General features: G+C 71.0%; 18 protein-coding genes. 10 read left to right on the top strand and 8 right to left on the bottom strand.

The window, feature by feature from the left end:
* Window positions 1-32 precede the first annotated feature (32 nt).
* The 3 genes from NVV32_RS03870 to NVV32_RS03860 all read left to right on the top strand — a co-directional run bounded on the left by NVV32_RS03870 (window position 33) and on the right by NVV32_RS03860 (window position 3322).
* The gene (locus NVV32_RS03870) at window positions 33-668 is read left to right on the top strand and encodes a DUF1684 domain-containing protein (protein WP_422391455.1); all 636 of its coding nucleotides are present in this window, start codon (window positions 33-35) and stop codon (window positions 666-668) included.
* 188 nt (window positions 669-856) lie between these two features.
* Complete coding sequence (locus NVV32_RS03865; protein ID WP_055770749.1) at window positions 857-2482, top strand: stealth family protein; 1626 nt, start codon at window positions 857-859, stop codon at window positions 2480-2482.
* 42 nt (window positions 2483-2524) lie between these two features.
* Entirely contained in the window at window positions 2525-3322 is a 798-nt protein-coding gene (locus NVV32_RS03860; protein WP_055769982.1) for an MSMEG_6728 family protein, read from the top strand.
* 84 nt (window positions 3323-3406) lie between these two features.
* Here NVV32_RS03860 and NVV32_RS03855 read toward each other — a convergent pair whose 3' ends face one another.
* A complete protein-coding gene (locus NVV32_RS03855; RefSeq protein ID WP_422391454.1) occupies window positions 3407-4276 on the bottom strand; it encodes a phosphodiesterase in 870 nt (289 codons plus the stop codon).
* A 243-nt stretch (window positions 4277-4519) separates the two neighbouring features.
* Between NVV32_RS03855 and NVV32_RS03850 the strand changes: the two genes are divergently transcribed.
* The 5 genes from NVV32_RS03850 to NVV32_RS03830 all read left to right on the top strand — a co-directional run bounded on the left by NVV32_RS03850 (window position 4520) and on the right by NVV32_RS03830 (window position 7410).
* Entirely contained in the window at window positions 4520-5095 is a 576-nt protein-coding gene (locus tag NVV32_RS03850) for an RNA polymerase sigma factor (RefSeq protein WP_422391453.1), read from the top strand.
* On the top strand, window positions 5092-5703 hold the full coding sequence (locus NVV32_RS03845; RefSeq protein WP_055769975.1) for an Asp23/Gls24 family envelope stress response protein: 612 nt from the start codon (window positions 5092-5094) through the stop codon (window positions 5701-5703). The genes NVV32_RS03850 and NVV32_RS03845 overlap by 4 nt, the downstream gene beginning before the upstream one ends.
* The gene (locus tag NVV32_RS03840; protein WP_055769972.1) at window positions 5700-6098 is read left to right on the top strand and encodes a hypothetical protein; all 399 of its coding nucleotides are present in this window, start codon (window positions 5700-5702) and stop codon (window positions 6096-6098) included. The genes NVV32_RS03845 and NVV32_RS03840 overlap by 4 nt, the downstream gene beginning before the upstream one ends.
* 75 nt (window positions 6099-6173) lie before the next feature.
* Window positions 6174-6584, top strand: coding sequence for a hypothetical protein (locus NVV32_RS03835; protein ID WP_152815536.1), 411 nt, complete (start codon window positions 6174-6176; stop codon window positions 6582-6584).
* 70 nt (window positions 6585-6654) lie between these two features.
* On the top strand, window positions 6655-7410 hold the full coding sequence (locus NVV32_RS03830) for an SOS response-associated peptidase (RefSeq protein ID WP_422391452.1): 756 nt from the start codon (window positions 6655-6657) through the stop codon (window positions 7408-7410).
* Here the strand turns inward: NVV32_RS03830 and NVV32_RS03825 are convergent.
* Window positions 7407-7676, bottom strand: a complete 270-nt coding sequence (locus tag NVV32_RS03825) for a hypothetical protein (RefSeq protein WP_422391451.1) — start codon at window positions 7674-7676, stop codon at window positions 7407-7409. The two genes, NVV32_RS03830 and NVV32_RS03825, sit on opposite strands and share 4 nt — an antisense overlap.
* A 221-nt stretch (window positions 7677-7897) precedes the next feature.
* On the opposite strand from NVV32_RS03825, the gene NVV32_RS03820 reads away from it, so the two are divergent.
* Both NVV32_RS03820 and NVV32_RS03815 read left to right on the top strand, forming a co-directional pair.
* Window positions 7898-8641, top strand: coding sequence for an MBL fold metallo-hydrolase (locus NVV32_RS03820; RefSeq protein ID WP_422391450.1), 744 nt, complete (start codon window positions 7898-7900; stop codon window positions 8639-8641).
* Window positions 8642-8692: 51 nt separating this feature from the next.
* Window positions 8693-9949, top strand: coding sequence for a phospholipase D-like domain-containing protein (locus NVV32_RS03815; RefSeq protein ID WP_055769957.1), 1257 nt, complete (start codon window positions 8693-8695; stop codon window positions 9947-9949).
* Window positions 9950-9993: 44 nt separating this feature from the next.
* On the opposite strand, the gene NVV32_RS03810 is transcribed toward NVV32_RS03815, so the two are convergent.
* The 6 genes from NVV32_RS03810 to NVV32_RS03785 are packed head-to-tail and all read right to left on the bottom strand — an operon-like array spanning window position 9994 to window position 17692.
* Window positions 9994-10710, bottom strand: coding sequence for a GntR family transcriptional regulator (locus NVV32_RS03810; RefSeq protein WP_422391449.1), 717 nt, complete (start codon window positions 10708-10710; stop codon window positions 9994-9996).
* Complete coding sequence (locus tag NVV32_RS03805; RefSeq protein ID WP_422391448.1) at window positions 10700-12358, bottom strand: dipeptide ABC transporter ATP-binding protein; 1659 nt, start codon at window positions 12356-12358, stop codon at window positions 10700-10702. The genes NVV32_RS03810 and NVV32_RS03805 overlap by 11 nt, the downstream gene beginning before the upstream one ends.
* A complete protein-coding gene (locus NVV32_RS03800) occupies window positions 12342-14150 on the bottom strand; it encodes a gamma-glutamyltransferase family protein (RefSeq protein WP_422391447.1) in 1809 nt (602 codons plus the stop codon). Before NVV32_RS03800 ends, NVV32_RS03805 begins: the two co-directional genes overlap by 17 nt.
* Window positions 14151-14155: 5 nt before the next feature.
* Window positions 14156-15046, bottom strand: a complete 891-nt coding sequence (locus tag NVV32_RS03795) for an ABC transporter permease (protein ID WP_055769951.1) — start codon at window positions 15044-15046, stop codon at window positions 14156-14158.
* Window positions 15046-15999: an ABC transporter permease gene (locus NVV32_RS03790; RefSeq protein WP_055769948.1), complete on the bottom strand. Its 954-nt coding sequence runs from the start codon at window positions 15997-15999 to the stop codon at window positions 15046-15048. Before NVV32_RS03790 ends, NVV32_RS03795 begins: the two co-directional genes overlap by 1 nt.
* 1 nt (window position 16000) lies before the next feature.
* Entirely contained in the window at window positions 16001-17692 is a 1692-nt protein-coding gene (locus NVV32_RS03785; protein ID WP_422391446.1) for an ABC transporter substrate-binding protein, read from the bottom strand.
* Window positions 17693-17728: the final 36 nt, after the last annotated feature.

The following is a 17728-nucleotide window of genomic DNA, read 5'->3' as shown; positions in this document are numbered from 1 at the left end:
AAGGGCCGCGCTGCCGGGGGTAGCCTGAGAGCATGACGGCTCTCACCACGGCCCTCGCGACGGCGGACTGGCGCCGCCGCGTCTTCGGCCTCTACGACGACGTCCGGGAACGCGCCGCGACGGAGTCCCCCGAGGCGGCGCACACGCTGTGGCGGATGGGCCGCGACGTCCTGTTCCGGGACCACCCCGCGTCGGCGCTCTCGGCGTCCGCGAAGGAGTCCTTTCCGGGACTCGAGATCGCGCCCTACGACCCGGCGTTCCGGTTCGAGGCGCCCGTGGACGACGACGGCGCGGGCGAGGTCATGGACGTGGCGACCGGTACCGACGGCGTCGTCCCCTTCCGCCGTCTCGGGACGCTGACCCTGCCAGGCCTCGGCCGGCTGGCCCTGTGGAAGCTCGCCTCCTACGGCGGCGGACTCTTCCTCCCCCTGCGCGACGGTACGGCGGGCAGGCCCGGCGGCACCTACGGCGGCGGGCGCTACGTCCTCGACACGGTCAAGGGTGCGCACCTCGGCGAGGGACGCACTCCGGGCAGCCTCGTGGTGGATCTCAACTTCGCCTACAACCCCTCGTGCGCCTACGACGAGGCCTGGGCCTGTCCCCTGCCCGGGCCGGACAACCGGCTGACGGACGACGTGCCGGTGGGCGAGCTCTACCGCTCCTCCTGACGGTTCCCCCGCACCGGCGTCGGCGTCCGGATCGACACCGTCGCGCGCCACCCGGGGCACGGATCGCGCCGGGGACATACGACGAAGGAGCGGGGCGAGCAGACGGACCCGGCGCAGAAGGCTGGACTGCGCCTCCCGGGAGGGGTAGGGTGCCCATCCGCATCCAGGCCCTGCCGTCAGGCCCTATCATGGGAGCGAACCCACTCCAGGAGGATCCGATTACCGACATCGCTGCCCAACACGACATCTACTTCGGTGCACCCGAACCGGAGAATGAAGCCGAGATCCTCGAATCGGCGTCTCGCGCGGCGGTGGCTCGCTTCGAGGGCCGCTCGGACATCACCACCATCAAGCGGCGCTTCACCCTCATCAACCAGGACCGGACACCGCACCAGGCCATGGTCGAGGACCTCCTCTTCATCCGCGCCGCACTCGACGACGCCGGCATCGGGTTCCTCCTCGTCCGGGGCAACGACCAGCGGCCCGTCATCGCCGTCGACCTCGCCGACCGGGAGCGACTGCGCGCGGCCCTGGTCGAGGCGTGCCGCGACGAACCCTTCTACTCGCGCACCGTGGACACCAAGCGCCGCACCACGCTCCTGGTGAGTGACGGCGAGCTCTCCAAGAGCGGCAAGGCCCGGATCTTCCGCCTCTTCCGTCCCCGGATCGAACCGCTCGGCGGGCTCGCCTACGGCCCCTCCGCCGGCGTGCAGATCGAACTGTGGGCGCTCGGCGAGACCGCGATCGAACTGCCCGTGGAGAACTCCCTGACCCGCCGGACCCTGCCTGCGGCCGAGGTGGTGCGCGGCGAGGTGGAGCGCCACGGCCACACCTGGCCGACCATCGACAACATGTTCGCCGATCACGCCACGGACATCGACTTCGACGTCGACCTCGTCTTCTCCTGGGTGGACGGCAGCAGCCCCGAGTACCGGGCCGCCCGGGCAGCGCGCATGCAGGGGGTCGTGGTGGGTGAGGGCGACGACCACGAGGCCCGCTTCCGCCAGATCGACGAGCTGAAGTACGCGCTCCGGTCGGTCTACATGTTCGCGCCGTGGGTCCGGCGGATCTTCATCGCGACGGACTCGGACCGGCCCGCGTGGCTCGCCGACCATCCCTCGGTGACGCTCGTCCGCTCGGAGGAGCACTTCAAGGACCCCTCGGTCCTCCCCACCCACAACTCGCAGGCCGTCGAGGCCCAGTTGCAGCACATCCCGGGCCTCTCGGAGTACTTCCTCTACTCCAACGACGACATGTTCTTCGGCCGGCCCGTGGCACCGGACATGTTCTTCTCCCCCGGCGGTGTCACCAAGTTCATCGAGGCGGACACGAGGATCGGCCTCGGCGAGAACGACGCCGAACGCAGCGGCTTCGAGAACGCCGCCCGGGTCAACCGGCGCCTGCTGCACGAGCGCTTCGGCCGGATCACGACGCGCCACCTCGAACACACCGCCGCGCCGCTGCGCAAGAGCGTCCTCCTGGAGATGGAGACGGAATTCGCCGCGGAGTTCGAGGCGACGGCGGCGTCCCGGTTCCGCGCCAAGGACAACATCTCCGTCACCAACTCGCTCTACCACTACTACGCGCTGCTCACGGGCCGTGCCGTCACGCAGGAGCTGGCCCGCGTCCTCTACGTGGACACCACGCAGCGCTCCGGGCTGAAGAGCCTGAACAAGATGCTCGACAAGCGCAACCACGACTTCTTCTGCCTGAACGACGGCAGTTTCCCCGAGGTCGAGGCGGAGGAACGTGCCCACCTGGTCACGGACTTCCTCGAGAAGTACTTCCCGGTCAAGGCTCCCTGGGAGATCTAGTCCTCCGGGCAGGGCGCCTCTGCCGCGTGGAACACTGGCGTCATGCAGACCTTCCTGCCGTATCCGGACTTCGGGGCGAGCGCACGGGTCCTCGACCAGGCGAGGCTCGGCAAGCAGCGGGTCGAGACCCTGCAGGCCCTCCGCGCCCTCGTGATCCCCGACTACGGGTGGCGTCGGCATCCCGCCATCCGGATGTGGATGGGGCACGTGCCTGCCCTCACGCTGTACGGGCTCGCGATGGTGTCCGAATGGGTCTCCCGCGGCCACGCGGACTCCACGCACCGCCTGATCCTGGAGTTCGCGCCGCACGTGCTCGAGGACCCCGACGTGCCGATGCCTCCCTGGCTGGGTGAAGCCGCACTCCACGTGAGCCACCGCTCCAACCTGATCCAGAAGGCCCCGGAGATCTACCGCAGCCGGTTCCCCGGCACTCCGGAGGACCTCCCGTACCTGTGGCCGGAACCTGACGTGGAACGCATCCCCACCGAACCCGAGGGCCGGCGGCTGTGGGTCTGGCGGGCGGCGTCCCACCCGCCGGAGGGTGATGCGACCCTGCTCATGCCGCCCGATCCCCCGGGCGGACGGGCTGCGCCGAAATGGGAGCGCCAGCTCCACACCTTCGAGGAGGCGGTGGAGGACGGCGACGCCGTGGCGATCGCCGACCCGGACGGCGAGCACTTCCGGACGGGGCACGTGGGCCCCGTGCTCATGCACGAGGACGGGCTGATCCGTGCCGCCCGGCTCAGCGGCTGGCTGCGCCGCTCGGACATCGAACCGCCCGCGCTGCTGCAGGACCCCAGGACCCTGTTCAGTGTGGGTCTTCCTGCCTCGCTGGGCTGAGCCGCCGGCCGGCCTGCTGGTCGAGTCATCGGCTGGGCGCTCGCCGGGACGGCCACCCGGGCAGACGGCCGCGCACGCCGCCGGTCAGGCGGAGGTGAGGTGCCGGGTGCGGCCGCCCTCGGCGATGACCACGCCGTGCGCCTCGAGCCGCCGTCGTGTCTCCTCGCGGGGGACCACCTCACCGACGGAGGCGTGGCGGCCCGCGGGCACCACCGAGTGGACGATCGTCTCCTCGTACACGTGCACGAGGTTGTAGGACTGGGCGCCGTCCCGCCCGCGCGATCCGCCGCCGTCGAACAGCAGGTCCTGGGTGTAGCAGGTGGCGCTGGCCACCGAGACCGGCACGCCGGCGAACATCGCCGTGGTCGAGTAGTGCAGGTGCCCGGCGAGGATGGTGCGGACATCGGAGCCGCGGACCACCTCCGCGAGCGACCGCTGGTCCCGGAGCTCCACGAGCACCGCGAGATCCTGCACGCTCGGGACAGGCGGGTGGTGGAGGGCCAGGATGGTGCCGTGCGGAGCAGGTACCACGAGCTCGCGCGCGAGCCAGCGGAGCTGCTCCTGGCTGAACTCGCCGTGGTGGTGGCCGGGGACGGTGGAGTCCATCGTGATGATGCGGAGCCCGTCGATGAAGTGCACCGCGTCCACGGGTGCCCCCGCCCCGGCCGAGGGTTCCTCGTCGAGCAGCCCCCGGCGGAAGGCCGCGCGGTCGTCGTGGTTCCCCATCGCCCAGATGACCGTGGCGCCGAGGCGGGCGGCTGCTGGATCGACGATGGCGCGGAGCTTCGCGTAGGCGCCCGGCTCGCCCTTGTCCGCGAGGTCCCCCGTGAACACGATGGCCTGCGGCCGTGCCCCTGACTGCTCGAGGTCCTCGAAGACCTCGCGGAGCCGGAGTTCGCTGTCCACCGCGCCGTAGAGGGGCGCATCACCTCCGAGCAGGTGCGTGTCGCTCATGTGGAGGATGAAGTGCTGATGCCGGGGGTGTTCTGCAGTCCGGGGGACCATGAAACCTACTCCGATAGCCGATGGGTCTCGCTCGCTGCTTGTCATCAAAGCAGAGCCGCCGGCGAAGATCGTGAACTCACCGCGGCAGGTCGAGAAACATTGTGGAAACTTGCATCGATCCGGCCCGGTGAGTTTGAGCTTCAACCGAAGTGCGGTTCACTGGGCAGGAGGGGCATATCGAGGTCGAGGGAGATGCCGAGGGTGACACCTCCTGAACGGAACATCCAGCTGGACGCACTGCCCGACGTGGTGCTGTGTGAACGCGCGACCGACGGCGACACCGCCGCGTTCGAGGTGCTCGCGCGCCGCTACGGTCCGATGATGCGCGGCTACGCGGTCCGCCTGACCGGTTCGACGGCGGACGCGGACGACGCCGTCCAGGAGACCCTGATCCACGCGTGGGACCACCTCGGGGAACTCCGCGACGGCTCCGTGGTCAAGTCCTGGCTCATGCGGATCTGCGGCAGGCGGAGCATCGACATCGTGCGGCGCCGGCGCGAGCACGCCGACGCCGATACCCTCGCCGAGGTCTCGGACAGCTCCCCCAGCCCCGAGAGCGCCACGATCTCCGGGTCGGGGCTCGACGCCCTCGCCCGCTCCCTCGAGGCACTGCCCGCCGAGCAGCGCCAGTGCTGGGTCCTCAAGGAGATGGGCGGTCTCTCCTACGACGAGATCGCGGAGCAGCTCGGCCTGACCAGCGAGAGCGTCCGAGGACGCCTCGCCCGGGCCCGCGCTAGGCTGATGAGGGACATGGAGGGGTGGCGATGAGCGAGGACGACACGCGCGGGGTCGGCGATCACTCCCCCGCGGACGACTGCGGCCACTCCATCGACGAGCTCGCCGACTACCTGGCCACCGGCAGCTCGCCCTACGAGGGGCACTACCGGCAGTGTCCCCAGTGCCAGTCGGGCCTCGCGAGCCTCCGCTCGCTCGGGGACCTGACGCGGTCGCTCGCGGAGGACGACGCCCGCATCGCCGCCGAGTCCGACGGCTGGCTGCAGGACATCCTCTCCAACCTCCGGCTGGAGACCCGTGCCGGCCGCTCCATCCCGGTCGCCTCGGACGATCCCGATGACGGCCTCTCGGAGACAGAGGGTGCCGTCGTCGCCCTCATCCGGCGGACCGGCGACGGCATCGACGGCGTGACCATCGGCAAGTGCCGCCTGCACGGCGACATCACCGAGCCCGGTGCGCAGACCCGCGTGGAGCTCAGTGTCACGGCCCTGCACGGGTATCGCCTCCCCACCCTCGTGGACGCGCTGCGCTCCGCCGTCGCCGAGGCGCTCACCACCCACACCGAGCTCGATCTCCAGGGAGTGGACATCACGGTCACCGACCTGTTCGGGACCGACGGCGCCGGAGAGGACCAGCCATGACCACCGACCTCCCGGACCTCGCCCGCGCGATCGAGGCGCAGGTCATGGCGACCGAGGGTGTCGCGGGCCTCTATCCCCCGCACTCCGCCCTCCGCACCATCCTCGAGGCGGGCCGTGCCCGCACGGTGGCCGCCACGGACGGGGAGGGACTCGTGGGACTCCGGGAGGAGGCCGGCACCCTCGTGGTGCACATCCGCTTCGCCGGGCTGTCCGAGTATCCGGGCCCTGCGCTCGTGCGGCGCGTCGCGACCGCCGTCCGGCACGCCCTCGGTGACCGGGCGGAGGGTGCGGAAGTGCGCGTCCAGCTCTGCGCCTTCATGGCCGGTGCGGACCTCCCCGACGTCGCGGGCACCCCTGGGGCCGGTGGTGTCGCCGGACCCCCCGGACAGGACTAGCGGCCCCGACCGTAGCGGCCGTAGGCTCACAGGCGGACCATGCTCCCGAACTCCCCTCCGACGAAAGGCACCACCATGGGTTTCCGCCCCAGCCACGTACCGCTCCGCCTCACCACCGGCGCCTTCATCCTCAACTCCGGCCTGGGCAAGACGAGCCTCGACGAGGGCTCGGCCGGTTACCTGCAGGCCATGGCGTCGAAGGCCTTCCCGCAGTTCAGCCAGCTCGAGGCCCAGCAGTTCGGCAAGGTCCTCGCCGCCTCGGAGATCGCCGTCGGCTCGGCGCTGCTGGCACCGTTCATCCCCAGCCGGCTCGCGGGCCTCGGGCTCCTGGCCTTCTCGGCCGGCATGATGACCATGTACTTCCGCACCCCGGAGCTCACGCAGGAGGACGGTGTCCGTCCCACGCAGGACGGCACGTCCGTCGCGAAGGACATCTGGATGGTCGGGATCGCCCTCGCACTGCTGCTGGACCGCAAGAAGAAGTAGGCACCCCCGCCGGTGGCCCGCTCACCCGCGGGGCCACCGGCGCGGCAGACGACGGAAGGACCCGGGCGCCATGTGCGGACGATTCGTGATCGCCGGCAACAAGGCCGACCTCATCGACGCCTTCGAGGTGGACGAGGCGGTCGAGGACGAGATCGAGCCGTCCTGGAACGTGGCTCCCACCGACACCGTGCAGCTCGTCGTCGAACGCCTCGACCCGGAGACGGGTGAACTGACCCGATGGCTGGAACCGGCCCGGTGGGGACTCATCCCGTCCTGGTCGAAGTCCGCGTCCGTGGGCTCGCGCATGATCAACGCCCGCAGCGAGACCCTCCTCGAGAAGCCCTCCTTCCGCGCCGCGGCCCTCAAGCGCCGCGGGATTGTCCCGGCGGACGGCTACTACGAGTGGCGGAAGAACGACGACGGCACCAAGACCCCCATCTACCTGCACGGCCCGGACGGCGGGCACCTCGGAATCGCCGGCCTGTACGAGTTCTGGCGTGACCCGGCGACGGCGTCCGAGGAACACCCGAAGGGCACCTGGGTGGTCAGCTGCAGCATCATCACCCGACCGGCGAGCGACGCCCTGGGTGAGATCCACGACCGCACCCCGGTGATCGTCCCCGCCGACCTGCGCGGCGACTGGCTCGACCCCCGGAATGATGCGCGCCCGGCGGTGCAGGAACTGCTGGACGCCATCCCCGACCCGCACCTGCTGCCCCGGCTCGTGGGATCCCGCGTCGGGTCCGTGCGCAACAACGGCCCCGATCTCATCGACCCGCTGCCGGGGGACGTGACGGCGGACGCCGAACAGCAGACCCTGCTCTAGCCGGCGGCGGGCGCCGTCGGGCCCTCCATGCCGCCGTACGGCGCCCGGGGCGCCGGGGGCTGGTCGGCGATGAATTCGTTGACGGCGAGCGCGAGGACGTCCCGCTCGAAGGGCGGGAGCAACAGGGAGCTGTAGAGGTAGGCGTCCACCTCCTCCTCACCGGCGTTGCCGCCGAGGCTGAAGTACCGCAGCCACAGGTCGTACGTCGACAGCGAGGTCGAGCGGAAAGCGGCGCACGTCAGGCGCTGCTGCTCCTGCTGGCTCATGCCCGTCGTCATCCCGTACCTCCCGAGGATCGGCCTCCCGGCCCTCGGGCGCGCCGCTGCCGCGCTCGGGTGCCGTGCCCGTCCTGCTGTCCCCAAGGTAGCCACTGCGGGCGCCGATGGAAACCCCGGCAGCGCCGCATCGTCCTCCTTGTCGCCACGCCACCGCCTGCCTAGGGTCGGAACCAGGGACCGGCACACCACGAGCACGAGTGAGGCACAGCATGATCAGGACGGACATCGCCCCGGGGATCCACTACCTCGAGCACGCGAGGACGAACGTCTACCTCGTGGAGGACGACGACGGCGTGCTGCTCGTGGACACGGGCCTGCCGCGCTCGAAGGGCCTGCTGCTGGAGGCGATGGAGCGGATCGGCCGTCCCGTCGGGGACCTCCGGGCGATCGTCCTGACCCACGGGCACTTCGACCACGTGGGCACCGCCGAGCACCTGAGGTCGCGCTACGGGATCCCCGTGTACTGCCATCCCGACGACGCCCGCATCGCGGCGCACCCCTACAGCTACGAGCGCGAGCGCACGCCCTTCCTGTATCCGCTCCGGTATCCCCGCGCCGTCCCCGGCCTCGCCCGGATGACCGCGGCCGGCGCCCTGATGGTCAAGGGCGTGGCGGACACCCTCCCGCTCACCCCCGAGGCGGCCGCGGCGCTGCCCGGCGCGCCGCTGCTCGTGCCGACGCCCGGTCACACGAAGGGTCACTGCGGGCTCCACTTCCCCGACCGCGACGCCGTGATCAGCGGTGATGCCCTCGTGACGCTCGATCCGTACACCGGCCACCCCGGACCGCAGGTGGTCGCGCGCGCGGCGACCGCGGACACCGCCACGGCGCTGCGGTCGCTGGAGGCGCTGCGGGCCACTGCAGCGAGGACGGTGCTCCCGGGGCACGGCTTCCCCTGGCGTGCGGGCGTCGCCACCGCCGTCGCGCAGGCCCTCGAGGTCGGCGGGCACTGATCCGGCCGCCCCCCCGGCGGGCCGGTACCGACGAGGCGATACGCTGGATGTATGGGCTGGTTCAAGCAGAAGACGGTGATGGGCTTCGCCCGGGTCACGATGAAGCGGGCCGCTCTCGGCCTGTTCTCGGCGCAGGCGGTGGTGATCGCGGGCCTGGTCGCCGTGGACACCTACCAGAAGCGCCAGCGCCGCAAGCGGCCGGGCTTCCCGCAACCGGGGACGTTCCACACGAGGATCGCCGACACGGACACCACGGTCTACACGTACGGCGAGGACCTCTTCGACGCGATGATCGCCGCGATCGACCGGGCCGAGCACCAGGTACTCCTCGAGACGTACATCTGGAAGGGTGACGAGGTCGGTGCGCGGTTCCGCGACGCCGTGAACCGCGCTGCGGAGCGTGGAGTGAAGGTCTTCGTGATCTACGACGGGTTCGCGAACCTCGTGGTCAACCCGTTCTTCTACGCCTGGCATCCACGCGTCAATGCCTACCGCTTCCCCGTGCTCCGGCCCTCCATCGTCTTCACGAACATCCGTGGCACCGGGCTGGACCACCGCAAGGTCCTGGTGGTCGACGACGAGGTGGGCTTCGTGGGCGGCTACAACATCGGCTCCCTCTACGCCACCAAGTGGCGGGACACGCACCTGGAGATCCGCGGCCCCTCGGTCTGGGAGCTCCGCGAGGCCTTCGTCGGGTTCTGGAACCTGCGGGCCATCCCGCGCAGGCCCGAGCTCCCCGATCTCAGTGCATCCTTCTGGGAGCCGCGCATCCGCGCCGTGAACAACATCCCCGCGAACCTCGTGTTCCCCATCCGGGGGATCTACCTGGACGCGATCAACCGGGCGCGGCACCACATCTTCATCACGACGGCCTACTTCATCCCGGACCGGCAGATCCTCGACGCCCTGCTGCGGGCGAGCCGCCGGGGCGTGGACGTCCGCGTGATCCTGCCCGAGGACTCCAACCACGTGGTCTCGGACTGGCTCTCGCGCGGGTTCTACTCCTCCCTGATCGACGCGGGCGTCCAGATCCTGCTGTACCAGAACTCCATGATCCACGCGAAGACCGCGACGATCGACGGCGAGTGGAGCACCGTCGGTACCGCCAACATCGACCGCCTGAGCCTGACGGGCAACTACGAGATCAACCTCGAGATCTTCGACCGCGCCCTCGCCGCGACCATGGAGCGGATCTTCGAGGTGGACACCTCCAACAGCCGCGTGCTCAGCAAGGAGGAATGGGACAGCCGGCACCTCGTGGCCCGCGTGAGCGAGGCGATCCTCGCGCCGCTGCGCCCGTTCCTGTAGCCGGAGCACCTGCGGGGCTTCCCGCGTCGTGGCGCGGCGCGGCCTCAGCCCCGGTGGACGGTCCCGCCGTCCGCGTCCCGCGGCGCGGCGAACCGCTCCATGTACCCGCGGTGCGAGGAGCCCACGTGGCCGGCCATCAGGCGTTCGGCCTCCGCCTCGCTGCCCGCGTCGATGGCCGCCATGATCAGCCGGTGCTCACCCCAGGACTGCTTGCCGCGGTTGTCCACGTCCGCCGCGTACAGCCACTCGATCTTCCCCGAGATCTGGCGCAGCAGGGCCGCGAGCGAGGCACTGCCGCTGAGTTCCGCGACGCCCAGGTGGAAGCGGATGTTGAGTTCGGGGAGGTCCGCGAGGGCATCGACGGCCACCGCGCGGTCGCCGTCGTCGAGGATGTCGGCAAGGGCCCGGCGCGCCGACCACCACTGCGTGCTGGGCGCGTCCGCGGCGAACTGCGCGGCCGCGCGGCGCGCCGCCCGGCGCGCGATGGTGGACTCGATGACGCCGCGCACCGCGAAGAGGTCCTCGGCGTCGTCGAGCGGGATCTCCGCGACCGTGGACCCCGCATAAGGCTTCGACTCCACGAAGCCTTCGGCCTCCAGGGCCCGCAGCGCCTCGCGGACGGGGACGCGAGAGACACCGTACTTCGTGGCCAGAGCCGCCTCCGTCACCCGGACGCCGGGCAGGAGCGTCCCGAAGATGATGTCGCGGCGGATCGCGTCGAGGACGCGCTGCGGGGCCGCGGCATCCTGCTCAGGCCGCAAACGCCGCGCCCGGGATGGCTCCAAGAAGCTCCTTCGTGTAGTCCGCCCGAGGGCGGTTGAAGACCTCGTCCACGGTACCGCTCTCCACCACATCACCCGATCTCATGACGACGACGTCGTGGGCGATCTGCCGCACCACCGAGAGATCGTGCGTGATGAACAGGTAGGTCAGGCCGAGCCGGTCCTGCAGGTCGGCGAGCAGCGTGAGGATCTGGTCCTGGACGAGGACGTCGAGCGCCGAGACCGCCTCGTCGCAGATGAGCAGCTCGGGTTCGAGCGCGAGGGCCCGGGCGATCGCGACGCGCTGCCGCTGGCCTCCGGAGAGCTCGTTCGGGCGGCGCTGGGCCACCCCGCGCGGCAGCGCCACCTGGTCCAGGAGTTCCGCGACCCGCTCGCGCCTGCTCTCCCGGTCCCCGACGCCGAAGATGCGCAGCGGCTCGTCGATGAGCCGCTCGATGCTGTAGGTCGGATCGAGCGATCCGTAGGGGTCCTGGAACACGGGCTGCACCGTGCGGCGCAGCGCGCGCCGTTGTGCGCCCCGCGTGGTGGTGAGCGACGCGCCGTCGATCAGGGCCTCCCCGGAGGACGCCGACTCCAGCCCGAGGATGATGCGCGCCACCGTGGTCTTGCCCGAACCGGACTCGCCCACCACCGCCGTGGTGGTGCCGCGCTCCACCTGGAAGGAGACGTCGTTCACGGCACGCACCGTCCCGCCGCGCTGCCCGCGCAGGGCGAACTCCTTCACGAGGTTGCGCACCACCAGGATGGGTTCGCTCCGTGCGGCCGGAGTCTCGGCGAGGGGGTCGGCGTCGAGCGCCGCCGCGACCGAGGGGGCAGCCGCGACCAGCTGCCTCGTGTACTCCTCCTGCGGGTCGAGGAGGATCTGCCGGGGCGTCCCGACCTCCACGATCCGGCCCTCGGACATGACGATGATGCGGTCGGTGCGGTCCGCGGCGAGCCCGAGATCGTGCGTGATGAACAGCAGGGAGGTGCCGCGCGCGTCCACGAGCGACTGCAGGTGGTTGAGGATCTGGCGCTGCACCGTGACGTCCAGGGCGGAGGTCGGCTCGTCGGCGATCAGCAGCTCGGGCTCGCCCGCGAGGGCGATGGCGATGAGGACCCGCTGGCGCATGCCGCCCGAGAATTCGTGCGGGTACTGGCCGTACCGCCGCTCGGCGTCGGGGATGCCCGCCTCCGTGAGGAGGGCGACCGCACGCCTCTTCACCTCGCCGCGGTCCAGCTTCCCCTCGGCCCCGAGATCGCGGCGGCTGGCGACGAGGGCGTCGGCGACCTGCGGACCGATCTTCATGGCCGGGTTGAGGTTGGACATGGGGTCCTGGGGCACGAGTCCGACGCGCTGGCCCCGGATGCTCCGCATGACCGGCTCGGTCGCCGTCGCCAGGTCCTCGACTCCACCGCGCGTCCGTCCGGCGCCGAGGACGATCGATCCGTGGGTGATGCGTCCGCTCCCGGGCAGCAGGCGGAGGATCGCGCCGATGGCCGTCGACTTGCCCGAACCGGACTGGCCGACGATCGCCACGCGCTCCCCGCGCCGCATCGAGAACCCGATGCGGTGCAGCACGGGGGTCCCGCCGAAGGTGACGTCGAGGTCGGAGACCTCCAGGATGTTCTCAGCGTCCTGCAGCATAGCCCTGTGCTCCTCGGGGGTTGGCGGAGGCGGACAGCACGCCGGTCGCGTGGTCCTTGGTGACGGAGGAGAGGCGGCCGAGCGACCAGTCCCCGGCGCGCGTGACGACATGGCCGCGGCGTTCGAGGTCCGCGATCACGTCCTCGCCGAGCCGGTCCTCGACCACGGCGCCGCCCGGCTCCCAGGTCCGGGGCCAGAAGGACCCGGGGATGGACGTGGTGTGCAGGGACGGCGCGTCGACGGCCTGCTGGGGCGAGTACCCGCCGACGATCGTCCGCAGGAGGTACAGCAGCTGCCACTGGTCCTGCTGGTCCCCGCCCGGGGACCCGAGGGCGACCACGGGCCGTCCGTCCTTCAGGACGAGGGTCGGGGTGAGCGTGGTGCGGGGCCGCTTCCCGGCCTGCAGCGTGGACGGGCCGCCCTCCTCGAGCCAGGTCATCTGCAGGCGCGAACCCAGGCAGAAGCCGAGCTCGGGGATGGCCGGCGAGGACTGCAGCCAGCCGCCGCTCGGTGTCGCGGAGACCATGTTGCCGTGCGCGTCGACGACGTCGATGTGGCAGGTGTCCCCGCGGGTCTCGCCGCTGCGGGACACCGTCGGCTCCCCGACCCCGGCGAAGCCGCTGCCGTCGGCCAGCGCCGGCGGCGTGTAGCCCGTGCGGAGCGGTGGCGTGAAGGGCTCGACGCCCGGGACCGTGCCCGGCCGGAACTCCCGGGAGGCGTCGTCGGTGATGAGCGCGCGGCGTTCGGCGGCGTACTCCGCCGAGAGCAGGTACTCCATGGGCACGTCGGCGTCACCGTAGTACGCCTCACGGTCGGCGATCGCGAGCTTCTGCGCCTCGAGAATGGTGTGGGCACCGATCGCCGTCGAGGGGTCCAGGCGCTCGTCGTCGAATCCGTCGAGGATCGCGAGGGTCTGCAGCAGGGCCGGGCCCTGGCCCCAGGGCCCGGTCTTCGCGATGGTGTGCCCGCGGAACTCGAGGGTGGTCGCCTCCTCGTAGCCCGCCTCGAAGCCTGCGAAGTCCTCCACGGTGATCACTCCGGCGTGGTCGAGTCCGGAGGAGTGCCGGTGCGGCGTCCGCACGAACTCCGCGGCGGCCTGGGCCACGAGGCCGGTCCGCCACTCGAGCCGGGCCGCGTCGATGCGCTCCTCGCGCGTCCCGCCGTCGGCCGCCGCAGCGACCAGTGACCCGAGCACGCGGGCGTAGGCCTCGTTGCGGATGACCTCGCCCTCCCGTGGCGGCCGGCCCTCGGGCATCCACAGCGCGGCCGAGGTGGGCCAGTGCTCGGTGAAGAGGTCGGCGACGGCGGCGATGGTCGCGCCGACGCGCCCGACGATCGGGTGGCCGTCACGGGCGTACCCGATGGCGAAGGCCAGGACGTCCTCCAGTTCCCAGGTCCCGTGGTCGCGGAGCAGGACCAGCCAGGCGTCGACGGCGGCGGGGACCGCTGCGGCGAGCGCCCCGGCGCCGGGGACGAGTTCGAGGCCTTCGGCGAGGTAGTGCTCACGGGTCGCGGCCGCGGGTGCGGGGCCCTGGCCCATGAGGACCACGGGCCTGCCGGGTTCCGCCGCGGTCGCGAACACCCCCGTCATGTCCCCGCCGGGGCCGTTGAGGTGCGGCTCGACGACGTGCAGGACGAACGCCCCGGCCACGGCGGCGTCGAAGGCGTTGCCGCCGCGCTCGAGCACGGCCTGGGCTGATGCGGTGGCGAGCCAGTGCGTCGAGGCGGTCATGCCGAACGTCCCCTGCAGGGTGGGCCGGGTGGTGAAGGAGGGAGGGGGTGTGTACGTCATCGTGGTCACTTCCGGGTGGTGTTCGTCGGGTCGAAGGCGTCGCGCAGGGCATCGCCGAAGAGATTGAAGGCCAGGCAGATCAGCGCGATCGCGATGCCCGGGAAGATCGCCGCGCTGGGCGCGCGGAAGATGTACTGCTGGGCGTCGGAGAGCATGATGCCGAGGCTCGGCGTGGGCGGCTGGATGCCGAGCCCCAGGAAGGACAGGAGTGCCTCCCCGATCACGGCGACGGGCATGATGACCGTGGCCTGGACGATGATGGCGGACGTCGCGTTGGGCAGCACGTGCCGCAGCATGATCCAGGTGGGCGAGGCGTCCATGGTGCGGGCCCCGAGCACGAAGTCGCTCTCCTTGATGCGCAGCGTCTCGCCACGGACCACCCGGATCATGGTGGGGATCTGGGCGATACCGAGGGCGATCGCCGCATTGCCGAGGCTCGGCCCGCTGATGGCGGCGAGTCCGACGGCGATGATGAGGAACGGGAAGGCGAGGGTGACGTCGGTGAGACGGGAGATCACGGCGTCGAACCCGCGGGAGTAGCCCGCGAGCAGGCCGAGGGGCGTCCCGATGACGACGGCGAGGAGGACCGAGAGCACACCGACCTGCAGCGAGGTCTGGATGCCGAAGAGCAGGCGCGAGAGGATGTCCCGCCCGAGATCGTCCGTGCCGAGCGGGAAGCCCTCGGTCAGCGGCCGCTGGAAGGGTGTGTCGAAGTGCACCTCCGACGGCGAGTAGGGCGCGAGGAGCGGGGCGAGCAGTCCGGCCAGCACCACGGCGACGAGCATGATGCCGCCCGTGATGCCCAGCGGGTTGTGCCGGAGGGAGGACAGGATGCGGCCGCGGCCGGAGCCGAGGCCGGCGCCTCCCGCTTTCGGGGGCAGGGTTTCGACGGCCATCAGTTGGCTCCTCCGACGCGGATCTTGGGATTGACCACCGAGTACAGGATGTCCACGGCGAGGTTGATGAGGATGTAGCTGACGGTGATGATGAGCACCACGGCCTGGATCACGGGATAGTCGCGGGTGAAGACGGCGTCGAGCGTGAGCTTGCCGAAGCCCGGCAGGGCGAAGATCCGCTCGGTGACCACGGCGCCCGAGATGAGGCCGCCGAGCTGGAGACCCACGATGGTCACGACGACGATCAGGGAGTTCCGCAGGCCGTAGCGCACGAGGACCCGCCCGCGGCCGAGCCCCTTGGCCCGCGCGGTCCGCACGTAGTCGGTGGTCATGGTCTCGATCATCGACGCCCTCGTCTGGCGCATGATGACCGCGGCGAGACCCGTGCCGAGGATCAGGGCGGGCAGGGTCAGGTAGTACAGCCCCCGCAGCGGATCCGAGAGCACGTCGACGTAGCCGGAGGCGGGAAACCAGCCGAGCGTCACCGCGAGGTAGAGGATGGCGAGGATGCCGAGCCAGAAGTTCGGCACGGACAGGCCGACGAGGGCGAAGGCGTTGGCGACCCACTCGGGCCAGCGGCCACGGAACCGCTCCGCGATCACCCCGAAGAGGATGCCGATCACGATGGCCACCACGATCGCGTAGGCCGAGAGCCACAGCGTGACGGGCAGCGTGGTGGCGATCAGTTCGGTGACCGGGGTCCCCGTGCGGGTCGATTCACCGAAGTCGCCGCTGAACGTGTTGCGCACGAACGCCAGGTACTGGGTCACGAGCGGCTGGTCGAGTCCCATGTCGGCGCGCACGGCAGCGAGCTGTTCCGGCGTCGCCTCCTCCCCCGCCATGGCGAGGGCGGGGTCCCCGGGCAGCTGGCGCACGCCGATGAAGACGACGAGGGAGGCGAGGACGAGGGTGACGACCGACTGCCAGAGCCGGGTGAGGAGGTAGCGGCCCATGTCAGTTCTCCGTCTCGTCGGTGGGCTCGATGAACGCGGCGTCGCTCAGGTGGACCACGCCGTCCGTGAAGGTCTCGACGCCGACGACGTCGGTGCTGTAGGCGGTCAGGTTCCGCTGGCGGTAGAGGTAGATGATCGGGTTGTCGCGCTGCACGAGCTCGACGGCCTTGCCGTAGAGCTCCGCGCGGCCCTCGACGTCGTTGATCTGCGCCGCACTCGTGAGCACCTCGTCCAGTTCCGGGTTGCTGTAGCCCGAGTAGTTGTTGCCGCCACCGGTCGAGAGGAAGTTGAACATGTTGCCGTGCGGGTCGATCCGCCCGGACCAGCCGAGCTGCAGCGCCTCGAAATCGCCCTGCGACTGCACGTCGAGGAGCGTCGAGTACTCCACGGGCACCACGGTGAGGTCGAAGCCGCCGTCCGCCACCGCGGCCTGCAGGGCCTGGCCGAAGCGCAGGGTGTCCGGGGTGTTGGTGACCTGCATCTCCAGCGGGTACGGGGTCTCGACGCCGGCGTCCTCGAGCAGCTGCCGCGCGCCCTCCGGGTCGTAGGGTGGGCAGGCCTCGCTCAGTGCGGAGGAGTACGGGCTGTCCGGGGACACCGGGGAGCAGGCGGGTTCGAACCAGCTGTTGAACACGGTGTTGACCAGTGCCTCACGGTCGATCGACATGGACAGCGCCATCCTGATGGCGCTCTCCTGGGCGATGGGCGTGTCGATGGTGCCGGGCGGCTCCCCCGCCCCGTCCACGTTACCGACGTTCACGGTGAGGGCCTGGTAGCCGAGGGAGCCGACCTGGAGCACGCCCACGCCGTCCTCCTTGAGCAGCGCGTCGACGTCCTGCGGGGAGATGGTGTCCGCCACCTGGACGTCGCCGGAGCGCAGGTTCGCGGCCCTGATGTTGGCGTCCGTGATGATGCGGTAGGTGATGGTGTCGAGGTGGACGTCCTCGGCGTCGTAGTAGAGCGGATCGCGCTCCACGGTGATCGAGGTCTGGGGCACGCGGTCCACGAACTTGAACGGCCCCACGCAGACCGGGCTGACGCCGAAGTCCGCCCCGTTCTCGGCGATGGCCTGCGGCGAGAGCATCATCCCGGCGCGGTCGGCGAGCGCGGCGGTCAGGGGAGCGAACGGCCGCTCGTAGCTGATCTCGACGCGGTCCTCGCCGACCGCGCGGATCCCGGTGATCGGGCCCAGTTCACTCTTGCGGGTCGAGCCCTCGAGGGTCAGGTGGCGTTCGAGCGTGGTCCGGACGGCCTCGGCGTCGAACGGGACGCCGTCCGCGAACACGGCGTCCGTGCGGACCGGGATGGTGACCGTGAGGCCGTCCTCGGAGACCTCCGGCAGCGCGGTGGCGAGCTGCGGGACGATCTCCCCCTCGGCGTCGATGTCGTAGAGCTTCTGGCACATGGTCTGCATGACGTACCGCGTGTAGAGGGAGGACGACGTCGTCGGGTCGAGGCGGTCCGGTTCGGCCGAGAGCGCCATCACGAGGTCACCGCCCTCCCGGACCATGGCTTCCCCGAGGGGAACGCCCGTCACGTCCTCGCGGACCGGCGCTGCCGGCAGGGGCTGGATCGGTTGGCAGGCGGTCAAGGCCGTGACCGCGATGGCGGCAGCGGCCAGGAGTCCGGCGGCTCTGCCGTACCTCCTGCCGCGCGCACTGCGGGCCTGCAGGTGCTGGTTCTGGTGCTGCATGGGGGTTCCTCACGAACGGACGGGACGGAACTGCTG

The sequence above is a fragment of the Arthrobacter sp. N1 genome (assembly GCF_048288285.1).
GTDB lineage: Bacteria > Actinomycetota > Actinomycetes > Actinomycetales > Micrococcaceae > Arthrobacter_D.
This window is presented reverse-complemented; position numbering and strand designations above follow the sequence as displayed.

Coding starts and splice junctions, on each gene's coding strand:
- NVV32_RS03870 (WP_422391455.1), top strand. CDS start 33: ATGACGGCTCTCACCACGGCCCTCGCGACGGCGGACTGGCGCCGCCGC.
- NVV32_RS03865 (WP_055770749.1), top strand. CDS start 857: ATGGGAGCGAACCCACTCCAGGAGGATCCGATTACCGACATCGCTGCC.
- NVV32_RS03860 (WP_055769982.1), top strand. CDS start 2,525: ATGCAGACCTTCCTGCCGTATCCGGACTTCGGGGCGAGCGCACGGGTC.
- NVV32_RS03855 (WP_422391454.1), bottom strand. CDS start 4,276: ATGAGCGACACGCACCTGCTCGGAGGTGATGCGCCCCTCTACGGCGCG.
- NVV32_RS03850 (WP_422391453.1), top strand. CDS start 4,520: ATGCCGAGGGTGACACCTCCTGAACGGAACATCCAGCTGGACGCACTG.
- NVV32_RS03845 (WP_055769975.1), top strand. CDS start 5,092: ATGAGCGAGGACGACACGCGCGGGGTCGGCGATCACTCCCCCGCGGAC.
- NVV32_RS03840 (WP_055769972.1), top strand. CDS start 5,700: ATGACCACCGACCTCCCGGACCTCGCCCGCGCGATCGAGGCGCAGGTC.
- NVV32_RS03835 (WP_152815536.1), top strand. CDS start 6,174: ATGGGTTTCCGCCCCAGCCACGTACCGCTCCGCCTCACCACCGGCGCC.
- NVV32_RS03830 (WP_422391452.1), top strand. CDS start 6,655: ATGTGCGGACGATTCGTGATCGCCGGCAACAAGGCCGACCTCATCGAC.
- NVV32_RS03825 (WP_422391451.1), bottom strand. CDS start 7,676: ATGAGCCAGCAGGAGCAGCAGCGCCTGACGTGCGCCGCTTTCCGCTCG.
- NVV32_RS03820 (WP_422391450.1), top strand. CDS start 7,898: ATGATCAGGACGGACATCGCCCCGGGGATCCACTACCTCGAGCACGCG.
- NVV32_RS03815 (WP_055769957.1), top strand. CDS start 8,693: ATGGGCTGGTTCAAGCAGAAGACGGTGATGGGCTTCGCCCGGGTCACG.
- NVV32_RS03805 (WP_422391448.1), bottom strand. CDS start 12,358: ATGCTGCAGGACGCTGAGAACATCCTGGAGGTCTCCGACCTCGACGTC.
- NVV32_RS03800 (WP_422391447.1), bottom strand. CDS start 14,150: ATGACGTACACACCCCCTCCCTCCTTCACCACCCGGCCCACCCTGCAG.
- NVV32_RS03795 (WP_055769951.1), bottom strand. CDS start 15,046: ATGGCCGTCGAAACCCTGCCCCCGAAAGCGGGAGGCGCCGGCCTCGGC.
- NVV32_RS03790 (WP_055769948.1), bottom strand. CDS start 15,999: ATGGGCCGCTACCTCCTCACCCGGCTCTGGCAGTCGGTCGTCACCCTC.
- NVV32_RS03785 (WP_422391446.1), bottom strand. CDS start 17,692: ATGCAGCACCAGAACCAGCACCTGCAGGCCCGCAGTGCGCGCGGCAGG.